Origin of the sequence: Methylobacterium sp. 391_Methyba4, assembly GCF_029691625.1 — a bacterium.
Taxonomy (GTDB): domain Bacteria; phylum Pseudomonadota; class Alphaproteobacteria; order Rhizobiales; family Beijerinckiaceae; genus Methylobacterium; species Methylobacterium fujisawaense.
In genome coordinates this window covers 1,506,629-1,530,492 of sequence record NZ_CP121475.1, presented here as the reverse complement: position 1 = coordinate 1,530,492, position 23,864 = coordinate 1,506,629, and the positions used below count along the sequence as shown (strand labels likewise).

General features: G+C 65.5%; 19 protein-coding genes and 2 pseudogenes. 10 read left to right on the top strand and 11 right to left on the bottom strand.

What is annotated here, in order from left to right; all coding sequences use genetic code 11:
- Nucleotides 1–81: 81 nt before the first annotated feature.
- The 5 genes from P9K36_RS07305 to P9K36_RS07285 form a co-directional block, all read right to left on the bottom strand.
- Nucleotides 82–3,309, bottom strand: a complete 3,228-nt coding sequence (locus tag P9K36_RS07305) for a hypothetical protein (RefSeq protein ID WP_278306781.1) — start codon at nucleotides 3,307–3,309, stop codon at nucleotides 82–84.
- A 235-nt stretch (nucleotides 3,310–3,544) separates the two neighbouring features.
- The gene (locus tag P9K36_RS07300) at nucleotides 3,545–3,901 is read right to left on the bottom strand and encodes a hypothetical protein (protein ID WP_278306780.1); all 357 of its coding nucleotides are present in this window, start codon (nucleotides 3,899–3,901) and stop codon (nucleotides 3,545–3,547) included.
- A gap of 138 nt (nucleotides 3,902–4,039) precedes the next feature.
- Nucleotides 4,040–5,023 carry a GDP-mannose 4,6-dehydratase gene (gene gmd, locus P9K36_RS07295; RefSeq protein ID WP_278306779.1) on the bottom strand — a complete coding sequence of 328 codons (984 nt, stop codon included), beginning with the start codon at nucleotides 5,021–5,023 and terminating at the stop codon, nucleotides 4,040–4,042.
- A 446-nt stretch (nucleotides 5,024–5,469) separates the two neighbouring features.
- On the bottom strand, nucleotides 5,470–6,507 hold the full coding sequence (locus P9K36_RS07290; protein WP_278306778.1) for an SGNH/GDSL hydrolase family protein: 1,038 nt from the start codon (nucleotides 6,505–6,507) through the stop codon (nucleotides 5,470–5,472).
- Nucleotides 6,508–6,905: 398 nt separating this feature from the next.
- Nucleotides 6,906–7,691: a hypothetical protein gene (locus P9K36_RS07285; protein WP_278306776.1), complete on the bottom strand. Its 786-nt coding sequence runs from the start codon at nucleotides 7,689–7,691 to the stop codon at nucleotides 6,906–6,908.
- A 312-nt stretch (nucleotides 7,692–8,003) separates the two neighbouring features.
- On the opposite strand from P9K36_RS07285, the gene P9K36_RS07280 reads away from it, so the two are divergent.
- Nucleotides 8,004–8,402, top strand: a complete 399-nt coding sequence (locus tag P9K36_RS07280) for a hypothetical protein (protein WP_278306775.1) — start codon at nucleotides 8,004–8,006, stop codon at nucleotides 8,400–8,402.
- 356 nt (nucleotides 8,403–8,758) lie between these two features.
- On the opposite strand, the gene argC is transcribed toward P9K36_RS07280, so the two are convergent.
- The 5 genes from argC to P9K36_RS07255 form a co-directional block, all read right to left on the bottom strand.
- Nucleotides 8,759–9,709, bottom strand: coding sequence for an N-acetyl-gamma-glutamyl-phosphate reductase (argC, locus tag P9K36_RS07275; protein ID WP_278306774.1), 951 nt, complete (start codon nucleotides 9,707–9,709; stop codon nucleotides 8,759–8,761).
- A gap of 169 nt (nucleotides 9,710–9,878) precedes the next feature.
- Nucleotides 9,879–10,364, bottom strand: coding sequence for a 30S ribosomal protein S9 (gene rpsI, locus P9K36_RS07270; protein ID WP_043356850.1), 486 nt, complete (start codon nucleotides 10,362–10,364; stop codon nucleotides 9,879–9,881).
- A gap of 2 nt (nucleotides 10,365–10,366) precedes the next feature.
- Complete coding sequence (rplM, locus tag P9K36_RS07265; protein WP_043356851.1) at nucleotides 10,367–10,828, bottom strand: 50S ribosomal protein L13; 462 nt, start codon at nucleotides 10,826–10,828, stop codon at nucleotides 10,367–10,369.
- Nucleotides 10,829–11,518: 690 nt separating this feature from the next.
- Nucleotides 11,519–12,133, bottom strand: a complete 615-nt coding sequence (locus P9K36_RS07260; protein ID WP_278306772.1) for a CoA-binding protein — start codon at nucleotides 12,131–12,133, stop codon at nucleotides 11,519–11,521.
- Nucleotides 12,134–12,189: 56 nt separating this feature from the next.
- Nucleotides 12,190–13,488, bottom strand: coding sequence for a nucleotide sugar dehydrogenase (locus P9K36_RS07255; protein ID WP_278306771.1), 1,299 nt, complete (start codon nucleotides 13,486–13,488; stop codon nucleotides 12,190–12,192).
- Between the two features lie 509 nt (nucleotides 13,489–13,997).
- Between P9K36_RS07255 and P9K36_RS07250 the strand changes: the two genes are divergently transcribed.
- Entirely contained in the window at nucleotides 13,998–14,132 is a 135-nt protein-coding gene (locus P9K36_RS07250) for a hypothetical protein (RefSeq protein WP_278306770.1), read from the top strand.
- A 781-nt stretch (nucleotides 14,133–14,913) separates the two neighbouring features.
- Here P9K36_RS07250 and P9K36_RS07245 read toward each other — a convergent pair.
- Entirely contained in the window at nucleotides 14,914–15,279 is a 366-nt protein-coding gene (locus P9K36_RS07245) for a cytochrome c family protein (RefSeq protein WP_278306768.1), read from the bottom strand.
- A gap of 440 nt (nucleotides 15,280–15,719) precedes the next feature.
- On the opposite strand from P9K36_RS07245, the pseudogene P9K36_RS07240 reads away from it, so the two are divergent.
- The 8 genes and pseudogenes from P9K36_RS07240 (at nucleotide 15,720) to P9K36_RS07205 (ending at nucleotide 23,631) form a co-directional block, all read left to right on the top strand.
- Nucleotides 15,720–16,842, top strand: a pseudogene (locus P9K36_RS07240) (IS630 family transposase).
- 66 nt (nucleotides 16,843–16,908) lie between these two features.
- Nucleotides 16,909–18,006 carry an IS5 family transposase gene (locus P9K36_RS07235; RefSeq protein WP_278306766.1) on the top strand — a complete coding sequence of 366 codons (1,098 nt, stop codon included), beginning with the start codon at nucleotides 16,909–16,911 and terminating at the stop codon, nucleotides 18,004–18,006.
- Entirely contained in the window at nucleotides 18,003–18,326 is a 324-nt protein-coding gene (locus P9K36_RS07230; protein WP_278306765.1) for a hypothetical protein, read from the top strand. The genes P9K36_RS07235 and P9K36_RS07230 overlap by 4 nt, the downstream gene beginning before the upstream one ends.
- Before the next feature lie 5 nt (nucleotides 18,327–18,331).
- Nucleotides 18,332–18,748, top strand: a pseudogene (locus P9K36_RS07225) (integrase core domain-containing protein); the annotation flags it as partial.
- A 43-nt stretch (nucleotides 18,749–18,791) separates the two neighbouring features.
- Complete coding sequence (locus P9K36_RS07220; RefSeq protein WP_278306764.1) at nucleotides 18,792–19,085, top strand: hypothetical protein; 294 nt, start codon at nucleotides 18,792–18,794, stop codon at nucleotides 19,083–19,085.
- A gap of 1,226 nt (nucleotides 19,086–20,311) precedes the next feature.
- Nucleotides 20,312–21,142 (top strand): hypothetical protein, encoded by an 831-nt coding sequence (locus tag P9K36_RS07215; protein ID WP_278306763.1) that lies wholly within the window; start codon nucleotides 20,312–20,314, stop codon nucleotides 21,140–21,142.
- 189 nt (nucleotides 21,143–21,331) lie between these two features.
- On the top strand, nucleotides 21,332–22,420 hold the full coding sequence (locus tag P9K36_RS07210; protein ID WP_278306762.1) for a phytanoyl-CoA dioxygenase family protein: 1,089 nt from the start codon (nucleotides 21,332–21,334) through the stop codon (nucleotides 22,418–22,420).
- A 218-nt stretch (nucleotides 22,421–22,638) separates the two neighbouring features.
- Nucleotides 22,639–23,631 (top strand): hypothetical protein, encoded by a 993-nt coding sequence (locus tag P9K36_RS07205; protein ID WP_278306761.1) that lies wholly within the window; start codon nucleotides 22,639–22,641, stop codon nucleotides 23,629–23,631.
- Nucleotides 23,632–23,864: the final 233 nt, after the last annotated feature.

Sequence of the window (23,864 nt, the reverse complement as noted above, 5' to 3'; positions counted from 1 at the left end):
AGCGCTCGGCGGCCGCGCGGATTTGATCTCGGTGAGCGCACTAATTGAAGCTGCCTGTTCCGTAAACTCGAGCCCACGCCGTCAGGGCAGCTCTCGCCCGTCGTAGTTCGGCGGTCCGAGCCTGAAGGCGGCCTCGTTGTAGAAGGGGTCGTGGACGACCCGCGCGCCCCAGCGGCGCACGAAGTGCTCAACCTCAACGGCACGCGGCCGAGGCGCCTGCCAAGGGTCGGTATCGGCCAGGATCGCGCCCGGCTCGTAGACGATCCGGGAGCCGGCCGCCCATCGGCCGAGGCAGTAATCGACATCCCAAAGTGCCCCGCCGAGCGCCTCGTCGAAACCCCCGGCTTCGGCGAACGTGGCGGCCCGGGTCATCAGGCATTCCCCGCTCACGGCCAGGAAATTCCGGGCGGTGGCGGCGCTGAAGAAATAGCCCTCTGCCCCACCGTTGCCCTCGCGTACGGGCTCGGGCAGGCCTGCATGCATAACGAGGCCGGCGTGCCGGAACTGGCCGTCACCGCCGACCAAGCGCGCGCCGACGGCGCCGACCGCAGGTTTGTCGAGATGGATCAGCATACGCTCGATCCAGTGACGCTCGGTCGGCTCCAGCTCAGGGGCGAGGAATAGCAGCACGTCGCCCCTCGCCTCGCGAGCCCCGTGATTGAGCCGGCCCGCGGGGCTGATCGCGCCCGCGGGCGCGACGACCGGTCGGCACCCGGCCGCGCTAAGGGCGGCCTGTTCGACGGAACCGGCCTCCCGATCGAGGACGGCCGTCACGTCTAGACGGGCGTGGCTCGATTCCTCCCGGATCGCGGCGATCCGACTGATAAAGGTTTCGACCGATCGCGCCTCTTCGCCGACGGGACCGAGCGTCAGCGAGGCGATCACCGAGACGGTTTCGGTCCGCGGGCCGGGCGCCACGGCGTAGTGGCGGGCCCGAGGAGCGGTGTCGATGCGCGCGCCCGTGCGGCCGGTACGCGCCAGCCGCTCTTCGATCAGAGCGCGCTCGGTCGCGTCCTCCCCGTACCGTCGGTCCGGGCCGCGCAGGAGGATCCGGCGCAGATGCCGGATCCGGGCGCCGGCCTCGCCGAGGCGCAGGGTCAGATCGAAAGCGCTACGCGCCTCGACCAGCAGGCTGGCGACCGCGGCACCCCGGTAGCAGGCCGCCCGGCCGACGTAGTCGAAGCTCTCGAGGTAGTCCGGACTCCAGCCCGGTTTGAAGAACGGCAGGAGGCCGTACCGGCTCGGGACTTCCTCGTCGCCGTAGATCAGGTCGGTGTCGGGCGCGCGGTTGATGTCGCAGGCGAGATCGTAGAGGGCGCGCGGAGGCAGCTCGTCGCCGGCCTCCAGCCACAGCAGGTAGGCGTTCTCCCGATCCCGGAGGGCGTCGGCCGCCGCCGACGGCGTCTGGCAGCGGAGCGCGCGCTTGTAGATCTGCCGGTCGAGGGAGGCCCACGTGCGCTCGGCCGCCTCGACGTCCACACCCCCGACCAGCACCACGAAAGTGGGCTGCACCACCATCAGCCCGATATGGCGGTGAATGTCCTGGACCTCCGCGGCGAGCGTCAGACGCGCCGCGGTGCTGCGCCGCTCGTGGAGCGTCTCGAGCGGCAGCGGCGCCCGGCCCTCGATCGTGCCGGCTGAGGCGAAATGTGCCAGCGGATTGAGGCCGACGCGGGCCACGTCCGGGTGACGTTCCAGATACCAGCGTGTCGAAAAATCCGGGCTCGGATCCCGGCCCTCCGCGGCGCCGAGATGAAGGTAATGGTGTAGAGGCGTCTCAAAGGCATCGACCAGCTGCGGATAGGTCCGAAGATACCAGCCGCCGTCGAACAGCGGATGCGGCTCGGATCCGATGTGGACCCCGCGCTCGATGTAGTCGACGAGCGGATCTTGGTCCGGTCCGAGTTCCGGATGGTGTGCACGGTACCATGCGGCGTCGAAGAGAGGGTTCGGATCCGTCCGGTCCCGGATGCCGTGCGCGAGGTAATGGACAAGGGGATTGGTGTCCCCGAGGTCCGTGACCCGGGAGCGGTACCAGCCGATGTCGAACAGCGGGTGCGGGTCGCGCCCCTCTCGACCGCCGTCCCCGAGGAAGTGGACTAGTGGATTCTGCCCGGAGGCGGCCACGTCCGGATTGCGCTCCAGGTACCAAGAGGTGTCGAACAGCTGACAGGGATCGCGCCCCTCCGCGGCGCCCCCCTCAATGAAGTGGGCGAGCGGGCTGCGGCCAGTCTCGACGAGATCCGTGTTGCGGGACAGGTAGAAGGCGGCGTCAAACAGCGGATGCGGGTCGAGCGCGGCGCCGCGTGTCCTGTAGTGGAGCAGCGGATTCAGGCCACGCGCGGCGGGCGTGCGCGCCAGATACCAAGCTGCGTCGAACAGCGGGTGCGGGCTCGCCGTACCGCGGTCCCTCAGGTAATGCAGCAAGGGATTGGCGCGAGCGTCGACGGCATCCGGGACCTGCCGGAGGTAGTGGGCCGGATCGAAGAGGGGATGCGGGCTGAGGCCCGCGCGTGCCCCGTCGGTCAGGTAATGGATCGCGGGGTTCATCCCCGCCTCGGCCACGTCGGGCGCTTGCTCGAGATACCAGGGGGAGTCGAATAGCGGGTGCGGCTCGGCGCCGTCCGCCGCATCGCGGCCGAGATAGTCGAGCAGCGCGTTCTCGCCCGCGTCCGGGAAGGTCTGGCGGTACCATTGCGTGTCGAACAGCGGATGCGGATCGTAGCCGAGCTGCGCCCCGAGGCGCATGTAGTGGACGAGAGGGTTCTCGCCGGTCGCAGCAACGTCCCGGTAGCGGGCGAGATACCACGCGCTGTCGAACAGAGGGTGAGGGTCTACCCCCTCCCGGCTCCCGTCTGCGAGGAAGTGCAGCAACGGGTTGAGACCCGCATCGCGCACGTCCGGACGCTGCCGGAGGTAGAAGCCGGTGTCGAACAGCGGATGGACGTTGCGGCCTTCGCGGCCGCCCTCGGCGAGATAGTGCTGCAGCGGGTTCGCGCCCGCGCCGGCGACATCGCTGTTGCAGGCGAGATACCAGGAGGTGTCGAAGAGCGGATGCGGATCGAGGCCACCGACCGCGCCGGCTGTAACGTAGTGTAGGAGCGGGCTCTCCCCCGCACTCGGGGCCTCGGCCCGGTACCAAGCGGTGCTGAACAGGGGGTTCGGATCGAACCCATCCGCGTTCTGATGCGCGATGTAGTGCGCCAGGGGTGCGTCGGCCGCCTCCGGATGGCGCAGGGTGTACCAGGTCGCGTCGAACAGCCTCGATTCCGCGATGGCCTGCGCCAAGGCATCGGATCCCATCGTCATCCCGCGCGCGGTCGCCAAACCGGGAGCGGACAAGTCGGATTGCGGCGGGGCGTCCATAGCATCTCGGATTTTCGAGCGGGCCGAACTGATAACCAGCGTCCTGGGATGCTGCAATGTCCTGATCCAGAAGGGCGTCGTCGAGATCGGAGACCGCCGTTCGCCGGCCGCGACGGACCTCCCGGATCCGGCCCGCGCGGTAGCCCGGCCCGGGGCGGGTGGATCGCAGGCGGGTGCCTCAACCGTCGCCCGGCCGCAGCGTCGGCAGGCCGGATGGAGGCGAACGCAGTCCCTGGCGTTGAGCTGGGTTCAACCCATCCCAGGTCGTGCGCAGACGATGATAGGCACCCCGATAGCACTCCAGAGTGCGGTGGATGTCGAGGGAGCCCGGCAATCCGGGACCGTCGATCACCGGAGCGTCGCCGGGCTGCGGCGCGAGGCCGACGCCGGCAACCGTGACTTCATCCGTGTGCTCGCGCAGCAATGCGGCCGCATCGGAGAGGCGAACGACGTAGTCGGCGAGGCGACGCCTGTAGGTGTAGAACTCGGACTCCGCAAAGGCGTAATCTTCGAGCGAGTATTTGAAAGTCGTCATGCGGCGTGCTTCCACTGATGTCCGCCGGACGGTAGACGAGGCATCTGTCCGGTGTCGGTCCGCGCCGCCCGGCGCGCCGGGGAAAGGGTGTTCCGGCCCGCGCCGTCCTCGGCTATGCCTCCCGACGGGCCGCCCCGGTCAGGCGTTGGCGCTGAGGCGCTTGATGTCGGCGTCGACCATCTCGGTGATCAGCGCCTCCAAGCTGGTCTCGGCCTCCCAGCCGAACGTCGCCTTGGCCTTGGCGGGGTTGCCCAGCAGCACCTCGACCTCCGCCGGCCGGAACAGCGCCGGGTCGACGATCAGGTGGTCGTCCATCTTCAGGCCAACGTGCTTGAACGCGATCTCGCACATGTCCCGCACCGTCGTGGTCCGGCCGGTCGCGATCACGTAATCGTCCGGCCGGTCCTGCTGCAGCATCAGCCACATCGCCTTCACGTAGTCCCGGGCGTGGCCCCAATCGCGCTTGGCGTCGATGTTGCCGAGCCGCAGCTCCTTCTGCGTGCCGAGCTTGATCCGCGCCACAGCGTCGGTGACCTTGCGGGTGACGAACTCGACGCCGCGCAGCGGGCTCTCGTGGTTGAACAGGATGCCGTTCGACGCGTGCAGCCCGAAGCTCTCGCGGTAGTTGATGGTCATCCAGTGCGCGTAGAGCTTGGCCACGCCGTAGGGCGAGCGCGGGTAGAACGGCGTCGACTCGCTCTGCTTGGCCTCCTGGATCAGGCCGAACATCTCCGAGGTCGAGGCCTGGTAGTAGCGCGCCTGGGGCGCCGCCGAGCGCAGGCATTCCAGCAGGTGGGCGGCGCCGAGGCCGGTCACCTGCCCGGTCAGCAGCGGCTGCTGCCAGGACGAGGTCACGAAGGACTGGGCCGCGAGGTTGTAGATCTCGTCGGGCTTGGCCGCCTGGACGATGCGCAGCAGGGCGGACTGGTCGAGCAGGTTGCCATCGACCAGCTCGACATCGTCGAGGATGCCGAGCCACTTCAACCGGTGATCGAACACGCCGGCATGGCTGGAGCGGCGCACGATGCCGGTGACGGCGTAGCCCTTCTGCAGGAGCAGCTGCGCCAGATACGCGCCGTCCTGGCCCGTCACACCCGTGATCAGCGCTCGCTTGGCCGTCATGAACTTGTCCCGTCCCGAAGATGCCCGGCTGCTAGGACCGTGGCGATGACGAAGTCAAGGGAGCGCCGGACGGGGGTAAGCCGGCGCCGATGACGTGATTGACCCCAAGCCCGAGCGAAACAAAGGTCGAAATAACTCGCGATTCCTGGCCGCCGCCCCTCACTGGTGATCTGCGTGTCAAGCGTTTCCGGCGGCTTAGGGCTCAGGCAGAAGAGCCAGCGGTCAATGTGAGACCGCATGAAATCGACAAGTGTCACCTTCGTGAATGTGCGCGATGTGATCCGCGGATGCAATCTACGCGAGCGTCGCCGGTCCTGCTCCTGTCCGAGTGCTAAAGGGGCGCAGACAGGCGCACCGCTTAAGCCGCATACCCGTTCGAGCGCGCGGAAGTCGACAACGTGGACGGCCGGGCGGTCTGGGCCCGACCGACCTCACACAATTCACAGTCACGAGTTGTTTCTGTGGCTGATCTCGCAGTCTTCTCTAATGAGGCCAAATATATTACTGCTCATAATTTGTCTGCCGGCATCATTGTAATGAACTATGTCTGTAAATATCTGTTCTTTGATTTTAATAAACGCGTCGCTTAGATCGTGAATGCTGAAAAAATCGCGAGAGCCATACTTCCCCTCATACTCTGATGTGACGGTTTTCAATCTTTCGTATTGGCGATCGAGGTAATTCAGAAATTCTTCGGACGCGAATGATTTTTCGCTCTCGGTCGGCGATGATTTGCGAACAACCATGGGCTGAAGAACGAAATGGACAGGTATAGCGATACCTTTTGAGAGCCGGCCGAGACGGTCAACTGCGAGTTCGAACTTCCTCACCACCTCCCATTCCCAAGCTGGATCCTTCCAACGCGTGATCAGTCTCAGATTGCGCAGTCGCGCAAATATCAGATCCTGAACCGATTCTCGGCTGAGACTGGACAGTGCTCCCTGCCGCTGATCCTGAGAAAACAGGTCGCTGTAAATGGCTTCGAGAGCAAACATATTGTACGGATTTCCCGGGCGTGGATCAAACGTCCAGGGCTGGAAAGTATCTGTACCGCCGCCTATTATAACTATAACATCTGGATCTAAATCGATCAATTTCATGGTAGAGAGCATTATAGATTGGTTAAGGCAGCTGGATATCGCTCCAAAATTGTAAACAAACGCCCCGATACCAAATTTTTGGCGTAGCAGTGCCTGAACTCTTCCGGGGACGGTATCGTCGTTCGTGAGTCCATCGACCAGCGTGCTGTCGCCGACAATAAACACCCTCAGGGTCTCGTCTTTACTCCTTGGCCCAGCGGCTACGTCGTTCCGATAGCCGAGCGCATCGTAGTGCCAGCCATGGTCAAATATTTGCGATGAGGGCCTTCCAGCGAAAGCCACGTAGGGTGCCGGGAAGCGAATATTCGAGTCAAAAGTCCCGAGATGGCGAACCAGCTTCTGCTTTTCTGCATCGTTATCAGGTATGGACGATCCGGTTGTCATGCGCGTGTCCGTGAGATTGTCTGTGCGAACGCAGGCCGTTGCGTTGCAGGCTGATCTCCCGCGCACGCTTCGGCCGCCCTATACGCATTCTCTGCAAAACCTCATCCGCCCTGTGGCCTAGCTAAATCGTGGGACGTCCTGAGATGGCGACCTTCGGGCGAAAAGCCGGTTCTGGTGGCCTAGCCTCCGTGCAGAGAGTTATTAAGACGTCGGTTCACACCTCGCTATCGAGCTCGTTGCGCGTGCTTACCGCGAAACGAATGTGGGCGCGACGCCGTAGCGATCTCTGCTGTAGCCGGTCCTGGGACGAGGTCCGCGTCGTCCTTCCGATGTATCAGTGGGACTGAGCTATCCACCGCAGCGCTGAGCGGGCGGATGGTTCCAGCTGCCTGCCCCACTCATCGTGTTAAATTAGGTGAGAAGGATCGTTCTGCGTGGCGGGTATCGAGAGCATGGGCGCGCCGACGTCGACCGTAGACGAGGCGGCCGAGGTCCCATAGTGCCTCGGCGTCGTGCCGCCAGAACCCCCAAGCCCTGAGGGCGCCGAGGCAAATGCGCTCGAGCCAGACCGGGCGATCAAAGCGCAAGGGCGAGCCGATCCGTGCGCCGACCTCGTGGCAGATATGGTGGGCGTGATCCATCGCGATATATGCGTGACCGTCGTTTAGCCTCTTCCGCAGCGACCCGTCCGGCTCCTCGTACAGCGCCGGGATTGGCACGTAGGTGATGTCGAATGCCTTCGTGTGTACCTCCAGTACCGCGTTGAGCATGCGGCGGATCGCGATCCGTTCGCTGAGCGGTCCATGGACGGGAAGATTGGGATTCGGGGTGATCGGATCCATCGGCGGCGGAGCGTCAAGCATGAAGATGCGTGACCGAAGGCCGAAATGCTCAAAGGTTGCTCGGGTTCTCACGACGTAGCGGTCGACCAGTTCCCCGATGATGTACTCGATCGGTCGGCCCTGTAGGCGGGCGATCCGGGCTATATGGCAGCGCACGTCAATTTCTCCGAACACCAGAACGACCGCGTCGTCCGGTTTCGGCGTGACCAAGTGTGGTACGAACGACGCGCCGTCTCGCCCGACCCGGTGCATGGTCCGCGGCCCCAGCCAGAAGGTTGTGACATCAGCGCAGCGCGCGAAAGTGTAGTGCGCGTGGCTGTCGCCAAAGACGTAAATCGCCACCGACTCGTCCGCCTCGCCCGATCTGCCAATGCAGTGCCCGCCGGGTTGGCGCTCGCTGAGGCGGTTACCAACCCAGCCGGCAAACCCTTACTGTCCCTGGGGCCATGATGGCAATTCGGGCTCGGAATGGTTGTTGTCGCCGCGTCACAGGTCTCGCTTGAGTCGAATCATCATTAGTGAGTTCTACTCTCGCGTGAAGCTACTGAAGCGCACGTCGAAGAGCGCTATGCGAAGCCGCGCAGTCGCTCTCGCGAGGCAGGTGTGGCACACGGGCGGGTCATCTAGCCTCAGAGGCTTCCGGATCGCAGGCACGTGCGGGCATCACGTCAATCGGGGTGGCTCGACCGGAGATTCGCCGCTGATCGCTCGAGCCGATTGGATCTGATGAAAAGCGGCCCTGGGATACGAGAAGAAATCGCTGATGTGGAAATTCTAATGATTGATCACCTGGAATTAGAAGGATTGTACGAGTTGTGGGCAGCTTTGTTGGAAGAACGGCGAATGATCGTCGCATCGGTGAAGTCGTTGCGCGACACGCATCGGCGGAAGGGTAGCTTCGTCGTCGGGGACGGGGCCGCTTCCGGCCCTGGCTTCATGGCCCTACAACAGCAAATCGACTGTGTTGAGAGCGTGATCGCGCGGCTGACAAAGGACGCGACGGGGGAGTTTCCTCCTACACTGCGCGCAGCGGATGAACGTAACTTTGGATAAGGTGCAGGCTCGGGCCACACAAGGTCGGCCTCCAACCTGCTACGATCGTATCGGCGCACCGGATCCGCCCACACGTTCAAGTGCCTGAACGGGGATGCAACAGTTCGGGTGAACGCGCTGACCGAAGCGGGGCACTCTGAGGGCGCGCCGATCAAGCCGTGATCCCCCCCACGGCGAATTCGATCCGTCCACGCGCATGGCGGTGTGGCACGACACGTCGATCAAAAGCATCTCGATGTTTTTTGCGCGGTCCCAGGCGGCGATAAGGCGATCTGATCGGGCCGAAGACAGGGCGGTCCGAGTGCGCGTAGTTGCCTCCTCGCACTCAGACGAGCGATCGAACCGACGCGCCGGATTCAGCCGTCGAGCCCGAGCATCAGCCCGAGATTCTGCACGGCCGCCCCGGAGGCGCCCTTGCCGAGATTGTCGAGCCGCGCCACCAGCACCGCCTGCCCGTGCTCGGACGAGCCGAACACCCGCAGCTCCAGCCGGTCGGTGTCGTTGAGGCCCTCCGGCTCGATCTTCTCGCGGTGCGCGCCGGTGGCGGCGCCCGGCACGACCTGCACCAGCTGCTGACTGGCGTACCAGTCGCGCAGGGCGGCCTCCAGGTCGGCGGCCGTCGGCCGGCCCGGCAGCGCGTCGAGATGGAGCGGCACGCTCACCAGCATGCCCTGCCGGAAGTTGCCCACGGACGGCACGAAGATCGGCCGGCGGGTCAGCCCGCTGTAGCGCTGCAGCTCCGGCAGGTGCTTGTGGGCGAAGCCGAGGCCGTAGAGCTGGAACGGCGGCGCCGTGCCCTGCTCGTAGGCCTCGATCATGCTCTTGCCGCCGCCGCTGTAGCCGCTGACCGCGTTGATGCTGATCGGATGATCGGCCGGGATCAGGCCGCCTTCCACGAGCGGGCGCAGGAGCGCGACGCCGCCGGTCGGGTAGCAGCCGGGATTGGCCACCCGCCGGGCGCGGGCCACCGCGGCCCCCTGCTCCCGGGTCAGCTCGGCGAAGCCGTAGGTCCAGCCCTCCGCGACCCGATGGGCCGTGCTGGCGTCGAGGACGCGCGGGCCGCCGCCGGGCAGGCTGTCGGCGAGCGCCACGGTCTCCTTGGCGGCCTCGTCCGGCAGGCAGAGCACCACGAGGTCGACCTCGGCGAGGAGCGCCCGCTTGGCTTCCGGATCCTTGCGGTGCTCCGGCGCGATGCTGCGCAGGGCGACCCGCCCGTCGCGCTCCAGGCGCTCGCGGATGCCGAGGCCGGTGGTGCCGGCCTCGCCGTCGATGAACACGGTGGGCTTCTGTACGCCGTCGCCAGCCATCGTCCGTCTCGCTCTCTCCGAAAGGCAGTGCCGCCCGAGTCGGCCATCGCGGCCGGGAAACTGGTGAGCGCGGTGCGACAGCCTGTCAACGGCCGCGCCGCAGCCCCGAAACGCGAAAGGGCGGCTCCCGCAGGAACCGCCCTCTCCGTGACACCGGTGTGACCGGATATCAGCGCTTGGAGAACTGGAAGCTGCGGCGGGCCTTCTTGCGGCCGTACTTCTTACGCTCGACCACGCGGGCGTCGCGGGTGAGGAAGCCTTCGCGCTTCAGCGGGGCACGCAGCTCCGGCTCGTAGTAGGTCAGGGCCTTCGACAGGCCGTGGCGCACCGCGCCGGCCTGACCGGAGAGGCCGCCGCCCGCCACCGTGACGGTGATGTCGTACTGGTCGACGCGACCGGCGATCTCCAGCGGCTGGCGCAGGATCATGCGCAGCACCGGACGGGCGAAGTAGGTCTCCACCGGGCGCTTGTTGACCGTGACCGTGCCGTTGCCGGGCTTGATCCAGACGCGGGCGACCGCGTCCTTACGCTTGCCGGTGGCGTAGGCCCGGCCCTGGGCGTCCAGCTTCTGGACGTGGATGGGCGCTTCGTTGGCCGGATCGACCGCGCCGGTGTTCGACCGGTTGAGGTCGGCGAGGGACTGCAGGGTCGCCATGATCAAGCGCTCACGTTCTTGCGGTTGAGGGCGCCGACGTCGAGCGCCTGCGGCTGCTGGGCCTCATGCGGGTGCTCGGAGCCCTTGTAGACGCGGAGGTTGCCGAGGATCTGACGGAAGAGCGGGCCGCGGGGCAGCATGCGCTCGACGGCCTTCTCCACCACGCGCTCGGGGAAGCGCCCCTCGAGGATGAACTTGGCCGTGCGCTCCTTGATCCCGCCCGGATAGCCGGTGTGGTAGTAGTAGCGCTTCTGGACGTACTTGCGGCCGGTGAACTTCACCTTGTCCGCGTTGACGACGATGACATGGTCGCCGCAATCGACGTGGGGCGTGTAGGCGGCTTTGTGCTTGCCGCGCAGGCGCATCGCCACGATCGACGCGAGGCGGCCGACGACGAGGCCCTCCGCGTCGATCACGATCCACTTCTTGTCGACCTCGGCGGGCTTCAGCGAGGTGGTCTTCATAGCCAAATCCCAGGGGTTCCGACGGACCAGGGCCCCGACGCGTCGGGATCCGAGAACATCGGGGTGCCGAAAAACGAGCCGCCGCGTGGGGCACACGCGGCGGCGGTGGCCAGTGCATAGACGGGCCCGGATGCCGGGTCAACAGCGAAATCGGAAATCGCGAAAAGTCGAGCAATCAGAGAGGTTTGGCGGTTAAGGTATCACAATACCACATCATGGCGGGCACGGGGCCGCAGAGGGCCGGCTCGGCTCTCCCCGTCACCGCCGCATCGTGAGGGGCCGGAGAGCGGCGGAGGCCTCCTTCAAGGCTCGCTGCGCTCACGCCTCGGAATCAGGGTGTCGGGTGGGCTGACCCGATCCGGCGGGAATCGTTCCCGATCGCGCTGAGGCGGGGGCGATAGCCGAGCCCGTTCCACGCGATGCGCGGGTCCCTCTCCCGTGCGGGAGAGGGACAGGGTGAGGGATCAGGTTCGTCCAGACGAGGCTCGCCTGTCCGAGCCGTGATGGTGCACTCGACCGCGAAGCGTCGTGTCCCTCACCCCAACCCTCTCCCGAACGGGAGAGGGAGGATGGCGCGGCTGTCTCGACCGGAGTCGCCTTCCGTCCAGACCGTCGCAATGCGATCGGACGCGGCGCTGCGAATGGGGCGCTGGCCACGGGGCGCTGTCTCGGACCGTATGAGGATCGGATTCAGTCGCCCCGACGGCCCCGCTCCGCGATGGTCAGCTTCTGGACGCCCTTGGCCGCCAGCACCGGTTTCCGGGCGCTGAGGATCCGGGAATTCACGCCGGTCCAGCCGATCTCGCCCGACAGCCGGCCGTACTCGATCTTGGGGCAGCGGTTCATGATCACCGTGAGGCCGCGCGCCTCGGCCCGGGCGGCGGCCGCGTCGTCGCGCACGCCGAGCTGCATCCAGATCACCTTCGGCGGCGGGCTGAGCGCCAGCGCCTCGTCGACCAGCGGCCCGGCGGCGGCGGAATTGCGGAAGATCTCGACCATGTCGATCGGCTGGTCGCCCAGGCTGGCCTGGACCTCGGCCAGGGAGGCCGCCACCCGGCGCCCGAGCAGGTCCTGGCCGGCGAGGCCGGGATTGACCGGCGTCACCACGTAGCCGCGGTCGAGCAGGTATTTCAGCACGATCCAGCTCGGGCGCGCCGGGTTCGCCGAGGCCCCGACCAGCGCGATCGTGCGCGTGGTGTTCAGGAGGGCGCGGATCTGCGCGTCGGGGTAGCGGGCGTGGCGCTCCGCGAGCGCCGCCAGGTCGCCGGGCGCGGGCTGCCGGTGATCGTGGCCGGTCTCGTCCATGGCATGTCCCCTCGTCGTCCGGATGATCGCAATGCTTGCCGGCGGCCCGGCAACGGTCACAGCCGCCAGACCTCGTAGCCCAGCCGTGCGAACGCCGCGCGCTCGTACAGCGCCTTCACGTCCACGATCAGGCCGCCGGGCTTAACCCGGGCGGCGATCGCCTCCGGCCCGAGCCGGGCATAATCCCGGTGCGGGACCGCGATCACGGCCGCGTCCGCGTCGGCGGGCAGGTCGGCCCAGTCGACGAGGGTGATGCCATACTCGGCCCGGGCCTCCGCCGATCCGGCGCGGGGATCGTGGACCGACACGGCGCAGCCGAATTCCTCCAGCTCCCGCACGAGGTCGGCGACCTTCGAGTTGCGCAGGTCCGCGCAGTTCTCCTTGAAGGTCAGGCCGAGGACGATGACCCGCGCCCGGCCGGCATGGCCGCCGCGCCGGACGATCCGCTTCACCGTGCTGCGCGCCACGTGGGCGGCCATGCTGTCGTTGATCCGGCGCCCCGCCAGGATCACCTGGGGATGATGGCCGATCATCGCGGCCTTGTGGGTGAGGTAGTACGGGTCCACGCCGATGCAGTGGCCGCCGACCAGCCCGGGGCGGAACGGCAGGAAGTTCCACTTGGTCCCCGCCGCCGCGAGGACCTCCTGCGTGTCGAGGTCGAGCTTGTCGAAGATCAGCGACAGCTCGTTCATGAGCGCGATGTTCAGGTCGCGCTGGGTGTTCTCGATGACCTTGGCGGCCTCGGCCACCCGGATGGACGAGGCGGCGTGGAGGCCCACCTCGATGATCGACCCGTAGAGGGCCTTCAGCCGCTCCAGCGTCGCGGGCGTGTCGCCGGCGACGATCTTCACCACCTTGGCGAGGCTGTGCTCCCGGTCGCCTGGATTGATCCGCTCCGGCGAGTAGCCGACGAAGAAATCCGTCTTCCAGCGCAGGCCGGAGGATTGCTCGAGGACGGGGATGCAGACCTCTTCGGTGGCGCCGGGATAGACGGTGGATTCGAACACCACGGTCGCGCCCGGCCGCATGTGCCGCCCGACGAGGTCCGAGGCCCGGATCAGCAGGGTGAAATCGGGGCTCTGGGCCGCGTCCACCGGGGTCGGGACCGTGACGATGATCACGTCCGCCGCGCTCAGGGCGGCTGGGTCGTCGGTGATCGCGAGGTGCCCGGCCGCCCGGAACGCCGCCGCGTCGATCTCTCCCGCCGGGTCGTGTCCGGCCCGGTAGGCCGCCACCTTGTCGGCGGCGCGCTCGTAGCCGATCGTGATCCGCGCCCGGCCGAACGCCAGGGCGAGCGGGAGCCCGACATAGCCCAGGCCGACGATCGCAACGCTGTCTGCCGAGCTGTCCGCCACGCCGGATCCCTCTGCGGGCTCGGAAGGCGCCGATGACGGTCCGGCCGCCGGGCGCGTATAGGGGCGGCCCGGGCCCGCGTCGACTCGCATCGGCCCGCGCGGCGCGTCGCCGGCCGGTCGCGGCGCACCAAGACCACCTGACCGACGGGCGACGACCGATCGAGCCCGGAGCGCGCATGAGGCGAGACGATGCCTGACCTCCGCCGGACCGAGGGGCCGGTCCACTGCACCGACCTCGCGGACGGCACCGGCAAGGTCTTCGGCTATGTCGGCCCGTGCGCCGCGGGCATGCGCGGCTACGTCGTCCAGTCCGGGTCGGAATGGCCGCCTTCGCCGATCACCCCGCGGCCGCGGCGGCCCGCGCCTGAGTCGGGTCCGCGGTGTCCGCGGGCGCCTTCCGGCCCGTCCGCATCCTCCGGGATGACGATGGAACGGCCTCGTGATCGCCCGGTGCGGTTCGTGAACTCGCTAGGTTCGCTCGGCCTTGTGGCGTGGAGTGTAGGCGCCCGATGGCCAAAATCTGCATCACAGAAGACCAGAACGGAAGATGGACCGTCTACACCGCCGGACTGATGGTGACAGACCTGACGCGCGAGGCCATCGAGGCCTTCGCGGCTAGCTACCGCCGCGTCACGGCCGGCTGAGCTACGCGCGTTTCGCGGCCCGAGGGGCGATTCAGTCGTCCGGCCCGCGGCTCTGGTCCGTCCGTCTCCCGCTCCGAGCGAGGCCGGCGTCGCCATCGCCAGCGCGTTCGGGCTCTGAGACACGATGGAGACTCGCCCTAACCAGTAGCGGGTCGTGAGAGCGTTCATAATGCGCCTGTTCATGCTCGCCGCCGCCCTTATGGCGCTGCCCGCCCCCACCTCGTCGCGCTGCCGCTGTACGTGCGTGCGGGGCGAGATGAAGGCGATCTGCTCGAAGACCGACCGCACGGTCCCGATCTGCCGGGGGGCTCTGCGAGACCACGATCCGGCAGCAGCGGGTGATCGTTCCACTGGCTGGCGGCCGTCAGGCCTTCGAGCCGGCCCAGACGACGAACCCCTGCCCCGGTGGCCTCACGACGCAAGATCTCAACCTGGACACCAATCCGAACGGCACCGTGCTCGGTACCCCGAGCTAGCTCTTTGGCAGCATCGGGTCGAGCCTGTCCTCCGGCAGCGGCCGCTGAGCCACGAAAAAGCCCCGCGCGGCGGGTGCCGGCGGGGCTGAAGGTTGAGGACGCCCGGTGCGTTACGCCGAGCGACTGCGCCTAGAGTAACATCATCCTGCGCAATGTGAAGATCTTGCGAAAAGAAACCAATACTATTTTTGCGTCGAGCCCTGAGGTAAGCGCAAAAGTCCCCGCCCGGCCGGGCAGGGCGGGGTGGATCGCGGCGGGCGCGCGACGAGAGACCGCGCGCGTTCTTGGTCCCAGATCTGTCAGAATTAGGACTGGGTCTTCAGATAGGCGATGAGGTCGTTGATCTTCTTGTCGTCGGCGATGCCCTGGAAGATCATCTTGTTGCCGGGCACCTTCGTCTTCGGGTTCTTTAGCCACTCGTGCAAATTGGCCTCGTCCCAGGTGATGCCAGAGTTCTTCAGGGCGGCGGAGTAGTTGTAGCCCTCGTAGGTGCCCGCCTTGCGGCCGACGACACCCTTCAGGTCGGGGCCCACGCCGTTCTTCTGGAAGTTGTGGCACGCCTTGCAGGGGGCGAACGCCTTCTCGCCGGCGGCGGCGTCGCCGGCCTCCTGGGCCTGTGCCGCGAGAGGCATAACAACGGCAAGGACGGCGCCGATTGCAAGAATACGCATGTATAAACCCCAATCCAGGATATAGGCTTCGCGGTTCTGACAGAAAAAACGCGCGATGCAAGCGAAAAAATCCGAGTATGATCTCAGATTATATTGATCTCAACATCGCGTCATTTCGCGCGTCGCGCCGGCTTCTGTGCCGCGTCTTCGCGGCGCGATTGCCGCGCGGTCGCGGGCCGTCGCCAGCGCGTAGCTCCTCACGTCCGCGGAGGGGCGCGGAGGGGGAGGCGGCCGGCGAACCTGAGAACTCTTCCAAGCTTGGCATGTCGTGATGTTGACGTGCGCTGAGGCGGGATAATCCGTCCTGGGCCGTGAAATCTGTCTCGCCCTGAAGGTCGAGGACGGTGCGCATGAGAAGGGGCGCGCCGCAGCGAGTGTTGTCTAGTGCAGTGACACAGACGGAGGATCCACGTGCACGATGAGACGTGCGAGTCTGGGCCATGGATCAAACGGTCTATGCGCTCCTCGATGCGAGCGACGCGGCACGGCTGGTTGCGTTCGCCAGCAACCGCTCCCGCCCGCTCAAACATACCCAGCGCGCCCGCATTGTCCTGCTCTCGGCCGAGCGCTTGAGTGTCCAGGACGTCGCCCGACGGGCGGGCGTCAGCCGCCCTGCTGTGTGGCGCTGGCAGCGGCGCTACGCCGAGGCTGGCGTCGAAGGTCTGCTGCGCGACAAGACGCGTCCGTCCGGCACGCCGCCCCATTCAACCGAGACGGTGGCCGAGGTACTGGCGCTGACCTGCTCGGAGCCGCCGGGCGAGGTCACCCACTGGACCGGCCGGGCCGTGGCCCGCGCGGTCGGGATCTCGTTGCGTGCCGTGCAGCGGATCTGGGACGCTCACCGCCTCCAACCGCATCAACTGCGCACGTTCAAGCTCTCGCGCGACCCCGCCTTCGCCGCCAAAGTCGAAGATACCGTCGGCCTCTACATGGCCCCACCCGCCCACGCGGTGGTGCTGTCCATCGACGAGAAGAGCCAGATCAAGGCGCTGGAGCGGACCCGCCCCGACCGGCCGCTTGCCCCCGGCCATCCCGCCGCCCAGACCCACGACTATACCCGTCACGGCACCACGACGCTGTTTGCGGCCCTCGACGTCCTGGCGGGCACCGTGCTCGGCCGCTGCATGCAGCGCTACCGGAACGGCGAGTTCATCCGGTTCCTCAACGCCGTCGAGGTTGCTGTCCCGTCCGGCAAGGCGATCCACGCGATCCTTGACAACGTCGCCGCCCACAAACATCCGAAGGTGCACGCTTGGCTCGTCCGGCACCCGCGCTGGACGTTCCACTTCACCCCGACCTCGGCCTCGTGGCTCAACGCTGTCGAAGGCTTCTTCTCAGCGCTCACCCGTCGTCGGGCGGCGAGGCTCCTTCACCGGCGTCGTCGATCTGCAGGCGGCCATCAAACGCTACATCGCCGAGCACAACCAGCGCGCCAGACCTTTCGTCTGGACAAAGCCCGCCACCGATATCCTCGCAGCCGTCAGCCGATCCCCTGAACCATCCGTGAGGAAGGCCACCGCCTCGGCGGTGGCCTTCCTCACGGACGCCCTAGCAGGCTGTTGAAGAAGTCCGTGGCGTGGCCGAGCGGGGCATGATTCACTCCTTCCTAGAAGCGCTTGGGGAAGGCGGATGCGGGGTTCGGATCAGCGTTCGGGGACGTTGTTCTCCTATGTGGACTTGGAGGCTCGGGTCCGACCCGACCACCCCCTGCGCACGATCCGGCAGCTCACGGACGTGGCGCTCGCAGCGCTGAGCGGGGACTTCTCCGTGCTCTACGCAGCCCGGATGGGTCGCCCGTCGATCCCGCCTGAGATGCTGCTGCGGGCGATGCTCCTGCAGGCGTTCTACTCGATCCGCTCGGAGCGGCAATTGATGGAGCGGCTGGAGTTCGACCTGTTGTTCCGCTGGTTCGTGGGGCTGGGTGTCGACGATCCGGCCTGGGATCATTCGAGCTTCAGCAAGAACCGGGACCGGCTGCTGGCCGGCGAGATCGCCGCCAAGTTCCTGGCAGCCGTGCTCGCCCAGCCACGGGTGAAGCGGCTCCTGTCCAGCGACCACTTCAGCGTCGACGGCACGCTGATCGAGGCTTGGACCTCGATGAAGAGCGTCAAGCCCAAGGATCAAAGTGGGGACCAAGCTCCACCACCCGCTGGCGGACGTAACGCCGAGGTCGACTTCAAGGGTCAGAAGCGTTCGAACGAGACGCACGCGAGCACCACCGACCCCGAAGCCAGGCTCTACCGCAAGGGCCCGGGCATGGAGGCCAAGCTCTGCTTCATCGGCCATGCCCTGATGGAGAGCCGCTCGGCCCTGATCGTGGACACCTGCCTGACGTCCGCGGACGGCCACGCCGAGCGCAGCGCTGCGCTGGCAATGATCGAGCCGAGGGCGGACCGCCCCAAGGCCATCTCCGTGGGTGCTGACAAGGCCTATGACGCGGAGGACTTCGTCAACAGGCTTAGATCGAGGAATGTGCGCGCGCACGTGGCCCAGAACACCAGCGGCCGCCGCTCGTCCATCGATAGGCGAACCACCCGCCATGCTGGCTATGGCATGAGCCAGAAGATCCGCAAGCGCATCGAGGAGGGCTTTGGCTGGATCAAGACGGTGGGTGGCCAGCGTAAAACCCGCTTCAGGGGCCGCGATAGGATCGGATGGGCCTTCGCCTTCACCGCGGCAGCCTACAACCTCGTCCGCCTGCCCAAGCTGTTCGGGACTCTGGCGTGAGCGTCCTGGGCAAGTGGCGGATCGTCGAGCTGCCGGGCTACGCGGACGACTATGCCGACATGGTCGAGCCAGCCTACATCCTCTTTGAGGCCACCGGCGGCGAGTTCGCCTTCGGATGCGTCACCGGGGCCTTCGCCGGTGGTGGTGACCACGCTGCCGTTGAGTTCGACTGGAACGGGAACGACGAGATGGACGAGGCCTGCGGCTCCGGATGGGCCGCGCTTCAGGCCGACGGCTCGCTTCGGGGCGAAATCGGCTTCCACGCCGGCGACGACATCCCCTTCATCGCTCGCCGCTGGCCGAGTTCTTCAACAGCCTGATAGGGGCCTTTCCGTTCAAGGTCACGCACGTGCTGACTGACCGCGGCTCCTGCTTCACGGCCGATGCGTTCGAGGCCGCCTGCGAGCTGCACGTTGTGCAGCATCTCAAGACGCGCCCCTACACACCCAAAACAAACGGCATGGTCGAGCGCTTCAACGGCCGCGTCCAGCGGAAGGTGCTCGGCATCACGCTCTACCGCCACGCCGACTTGGAGATCGTGCTGCGCGGCTTCAACGTCGCCTATAACGGCCGCCGGCAGCGCGTACTCAATGGGCGCTCGCCCGAGACAGTGCTGCGTCAGCGCCTCGAAGCTGATCCCGCATTGGCCAACCCAACCTACAAGCCACCCAGTCCCAGTCTCATCAAACGCGCCCTCCGCATCGTTGAAGACGCCAAGGAGGTCTCACATCCAGACAGCTAGGAAAACTGCGCGTCAACAGCATCAGCCAATATGGATTCGTGACTTGGACCGCGAAGCTCTTGAAGCGCCAGTTGCTCGAACCGCATCGGTGATGCGTTCGTCGTCGGCCATTTCTTCCGCTTCCAATCGCCCGGCTACGGCCGCGGCGATGTCTTCCTGGCCGGTGGGCCCGCTGGCTAGCGCCTTGATGGCGCAGAACACTTTCCAGGCTGCTCTCGGCACCGCCGCGCGGAATTTTTCAAGCGCTCAACCGCGATTTTCGGAACGGCCATCGGCCGTCCCCGATTGCCTCGTCGAGCGCAAACGAGGAGGCGACGGCATGCTGAAGGTCTCGTAGATCGACCTCCATGAGAAGCCGGGCAGTCCGTTCACAGCGGCTGGTACATCACGGACGCGAATGGGGCCTTGATCGGTGGGGGCCATCGTTACGAGGATCAAGCCAGTGGCCTGCGGGCGCTGCTCGCCCTCAACTGCCCTGTTCGCTCCCGCAGATCTCAGCCCGCCCGGTCGGCCGGCGCGGGCACATTCGTGTTCAGCGCGTACTTCCGCCGGAGGCGCTCCCTCCTCCTCCGCCTGAAGAGAGACCGGATCCGACGGTTCCTGAGAGCTGATCCGGCGTCCCCAAGGGCTGGCCGTAGCGATTGGTGCTCAAGTTTGGCTCCTCAATTGCAAGGCCGCCGGGCGACGGATTTGTTGTCTCTGCCGGAGCGAACTGAATTCTCCCGCCAGCCAGCGGCGCCGTTAGGCGCTCCGGGCGGACCGATGTTTCGCAGATCCCCTGACAAATCGGCACCATCAGATCGGTCGGCTGACAGATCGGCTTCATCTCGCCCTGCACGCAGACGCACTGGCACAGCGCCGAGGCGGGTGCAGGCAAAAGCAGCAAGGTGGTGGCGAGAAGCAGCGAGCGCATTGTGGCCAATCTCAGCGCCCGTGGTGGGCGGAGAAGCTTGATAGCACAGCGGTGTCAATCCGACGAAGTTGGAGCCTGGCGCCTGCACGGCTCGGCGGCTATCGCTAGCCATTCTCCCAATAGGCTGTGTTGCGTATCGGTTCGGCTTACACGCTGAAGAGATCCGGCGCCTCCCGCCCCGTGATCAGATCGAGGCAGGGCTAAGCAGAGGGTACGCGGATCGGCAATCATTCCGCCGTACCCCGTCAGTATGTCCGAGCTGCCGTCTGCTTCGCGCTCCTGGCGCGATCAGACCGAGCGCCTGTTCGAGCGGCCGCATCCCGCTGGTATCTCCTGCCAGCCGAGTGGTGGCAACCTGCGCGGACGCGCTGAACCGACGCGTCGCCTGACTGTCAGACAGTGGCGCACGATCGGGCTCGACGAATGCAGCCTGCTCGCCTCGCGGCTACGATTTGAATGATTGGCCCGATCCTAACGTGTGTTAATGAGAGGACTTTCAACTTTATGGACATGCGTGGATGACCTGTGGTAGCGCCTGCGATGCGCCCGTGAGGCGTCTCACAAGCGGTTTCAGGTAGATGAGCACGCAGCCTACTTACGAAGCTCCATGGAGAGAGGCACTGAATAGCCGATCGTACTGGTATCACACGATGACTTTCCCGGACGGTGAGACCGTTCGTGGTAGCTGGACTATATCCGATTTTAGTCAGTATATTGGCCGCTATGATCTCGCAGACAAGAAAGTCCTGGATGTAGGAACCGCATCTGGTTTTCTTGCCTTCAATGCAGAGAAATTTGGTGCTGATGTCACGGGATTAGATGCCGCGTCTACCTCCGAATTTCGGCACATGCCTTTTGCTGATAGTCTTTCTTACCGTGACATTCGGCAATTCAAAGAAGTATGGACTAAAGATAATTTAATACCAATCAAAAATTCGTGGTGGCACGCATGGCATAAATATAATAGTCGGGCAAAATGTATCTATGCGCCTATGCCGGAACTTTACGAATGGCCCGAGCAGATGTTTGACGTAGTGATGGCTGGGGCGATCGTCGAGCATCTTTCTGAACCGGTCTTTGCTATCGGAGCTTGGGCTCGTCTCGCGCGAGAGGCTGTTCTGATACCTTTTACTGATGTAATACCAGTGGATGATCTAATGATTCGTCCGATTACTGCGCTCGACGATAGCCGTATTAACTATGTATGGTGGCATATTTCGCGCGGACTTTACAATAAAATATTCGATAATTTGGGTTTTGATGTCTATTACACGTCGGCTTACGCCGAGCACCATGATGGCGCGGCAGACGCTGAGATTGTAACGCGCCCATCTATTATCGCGATCAGACGTGGCACTCAGGCAGCTGCCAACTTCATCGCGCCGAGGCTTAATGATGATGCGCCTAGCGCAGTCCCATCCGCCGAAGCTCCCACGCATTCTTATAGGCGAGGGCTGCTCGGCCGGCTGAGAGGTCGCTGAACTGGGGGATCGCCGCGCGAGGCCGAGACATGGTCGCCTTCGGCAGCCTGCGGCTGGAAGGTGCCGCCGCGCGCGGAAACTGATACGATGAGCTGCTCGTACTTCCGCCGTGATCTGATGGCTCGGTAAGGTTGTCGATAATTCTGTGATCGTGGCGATAACAGCTGCGGCGGGGATCAAGGTAGAGAAATGGCCCAGGGACTTTCGCGAGCTGCGGACCTTGCGCGCACCGTCAAAACTACCTTGCGCAATCTCGCGCTGGGCCGTGACGATGCCTTGCCCGTCGCGTCAGACCCGCCACGTGGTCCAAACCATGTTGTCGACGCGGATGTGCCTGTCGATATCGGTTGCATCAAGGTATTCCGTGCCGAAAGCTTTCCAGAGGCCGGCCCTAGCCCATGGCTCGATCAGCCCGATGCAAAGGAGATTATTGAGCGACGGCTGTCACGGCGCGAGATCAGTCCGAAGCAAGCTGAGATTTGCCGGAGCTGGGAAGAGCACGGCTACTACATTCTGCGTGGCGCCATTGATCACGATACGATTGACGAGGCTTGGGGCGCATACGAGGCTGCGATCGCGCGCGGCGACCTGACGCTCGCCCCTGAAAAGGCCACGGAAGATGACCCCCACCCGGGTCGCTACCTCAATCCGCACTTGAAGGTTGAGGAACTCAATCACCTCTTGAAACACCCCGTGCTGGTCAACTTCAGCAGCATGGTGCTCGGCCGACCTGCAATCCCGTTCCAGACCATCGCGTCCCATAAGGGAAGCCAGCAATCCGAGCACTCAGACTCCATCCACATGACGACTTACCCGCTCGGCTATCTCGCCGCCTGCTGGGTCGCCATGGAGGACATTCACGCCGATGCGGGGCCGCTGGTCTACTACCCCGGTACGCACCGTCTGCCGTACCTGTTCAGCCACGACGTCGGCATCTCGACGGATGACTTCCGCGAGCGCGGCTATGGCGCCTACGTGGATCGCTACGAGCCGGCGATCAAGCAGGAGATCCGGGAGCACGGGGCGACGCCGGCCTACTTCACGGCGCGCAAGGGCGACGTGTTGTTCTGGCACGCAAACCTGCTGCATGGCGGCTCCGCGCGTGCCAACATGCAGCGCTCCCGCAAGGCTCTGGTGCACCACTACTTCGCGGAAGGCTGCGTCTGCTACCACGACCTGTCGGCGACGACATCGGCGGTGCACGGCCCCGTCGAGAGCCTGCCGACCTGCGGCGCGTCCAGCCCCGACATCGCGATACGGGGCAAGATCGCATCGTAGCTTTCGTGTCGGATCGAGCTGTGCCAGATAGAAAATCGGTCGCGAGGATGCGCACTATGATCGCCTCCAACAAGGACATGCAGGAGGGCTGGGATCTCGCCGTCGAACTGCGGATCTCGGATCGCGAGGAAGGCGGTCGCAGGCCTCGCGCCCCTTGGTGTTGCTCTCACGGCCGGTGATGCCCGGGCGCTCGTCACCCGCGTGAACGAGTTGGTGCAGTGAAGCTTTCTCTCACTCTCGCCCTGGCGCTCTTGACCTCGCCAGCCGCGGCACAGACTTTAACCTTGCCGTTCTCCAAGAGTGTCGCCAATTCCGGCCAGCCCGGACTTCAGGGAATGCCGCTGTTCCTGTCCAACAGCTTCGGCGGAGCGACCTTCGATGATCGTGCGACCTTGCGCGTCGATCGCGACGTCGAGACCGCATCGGGCGGCGGCAAGCCGTGGTGGACCTACAAGGCTTTCTGGGCGAACACGACGACGAGCTACGTCTCGCCCGGCTTCGAGTGGACGATCACGGGCGAGCTGAACAACCGTTCCCGCAAGAGTGCGAACGCCCAGAACGTGGCCGTGAATGGTACGGCCTGGAAGAAGCCGACCGACAACGGCGAGGAGACCGGCACGACCTGGGCCGGCAACTTCAACTGCGTCGACCAGACGGGCAAAGCCTCGCCGACCACGTCGTGCATCGCGCTTGAACTCGATATAGGCGGTGTAGTCGGACCGGACCCGAACCGGCAGCGCGTGCTTTCACACGCGGGCGGCGGCGGCGAGCCCGGCAGCCACGTCGCCTACGGCTACATGGTCTCGACCAGTCAGGGCGTGACCATTGACCGGGCCTTCTCGACGGCTAACGTCGGCTCGACGTTCGGCATCGGCCTCGACCTCGCAGGTGCCTCATTCAGCGGTGCCGCGATCCTGATGGCGCCTGGGCAGTGGATCGGTCTCGACGGCAACGCGGACGGGAAGTTCAGCCGCTTCCTTGGCTTCAACCCGGCCGATGGCTCCCTGACATACATGACTAGCAGCGGCCCGATGATGAGGATCGCCGACGACGGCGCGGCCTATGTTGGCCGGCTCGTCGAGACCATACCCCATGTTCCGGCTTCGTCGATCGCCCCGTGCGTCACAGGCGAGCGCGCCTGGGATCAGAGCTACGAATATCGCTGCATCGCGCCGAACCGCTGGAAGCGGGCCGTTCTGAGCGACTGGTAGGCAGCCAACACACCGGCACCGGCCCGCGCGGCTGAAGCGCCCTAAGAGTCAGGGACAAAACCGTTTGATCTGTGCGCGGCAGATGAGGGCGCAGGTGAGCGTCGTGAAGGCGAGGTGGACTTGCTCCGCAAAGTGGCTCTTCGTCATTTCGTGTGGCTTCCCCGTGCGTTCTCCGGTCGTGTGAGAAGTGAGGGTCCCCCGGATTTTGGTCCGGCCTGAAGGTGAGCTTCCGG

Excerpts from the sequence above, each read along its gene's own strand:
- P9K36_RS07305 (WP_278306781.1), bottom strand. The coding sequence starts at position 3,309 with ATGACGATGGGATCCGATGCCTTGGCGCAGGCCATCGCGGAATCGAGG.
- P9K36_RS07300 (WP_278306780.1), bottom strand. The coding sequence starts at position 3,901 with ATGACGACTTTCAAATACTCGCTCGAAGATTACGCCTTTGCGGAGTCC.
- gmd (WP_278306779.1), bottom strand. The coding sequence starts at position 5,023 with ATGACGGCCAAGCGAGCGCTGATCACGGGTGTGACGGGCCAGGACGGC.
- P9K36_RS07290 (WP_278306778.1), bottom strand. The coding sequence starts at position 6,507 with ATGACAACCGGATCGTCCATACCTGATAACGATGCAGAAAAGCAGAAG.
- argC (WP_278306774.1), bottom strand. The coding sequence starts at position 9,709 with ATGGCTGGCGACGGCGTACAGAAGCCCACCGTGTTCATCGACGGCGAG.
- rpsI (WP_043356850.1), bottom strand. The coding sequence starts at position 10,364 with ATGGCGACCCTGCAGTCCCTCGCCGACCTCAACCGGTCGAACACCGGC.
- rplM (WP_043356851.1), bottom strand. The coding sequence starts at position 10,828 with ATGAAGACCACCTCGCTGAAGCCCGCCGAGGTCGACAAGAAGTGGATC.
- P9K36_RS07260 (WP_278306772.1), bottom strand. The coding sequence starts at position 12,133 with ATGGACGAGACCGGCCACGATCACCGGCAGCCCGCGCCCGGCGACCTG.
- P9K36_RS07250 (WP_278306770.1), top strand. The coding sequence starts at position 13,998 with ATGGCCAAAATCTGCATCACAGAAGACCAGAACGGAAGATGGACCGTC.
- P9K36_RS07245 (WP_278306768.1), bottom strand. The coding sequence starts at position 15,279 with ATGCGTATTCTTGCAATCGGCGCCGTCCTTGCCGTTGTTATGCCTCTC.
- P9K36_RS07235 (WP_278306766.1), top strand. The coding sequence starts at position 16,909 with ATGCGGGGTTCGGATCAGCGTTCGGGGACGTTGTTCTCCTATGTGGAC.
- P9K36_RS07215 (WP_278306763.1), top strand. The coding sequence starts at position 20,312 with ATGACTTTCCCGGACGGTGAGACCGTTCGTGGTAGCTGGACTATATCC.
- P9K36_RS07210 (WP_278306762.1), top strand. The coding sequence starts at position 21,332 with ATGGCCCAGGGACTTTCGCGAGCTGCGGACCTTGCGCGCACCGTCAAA.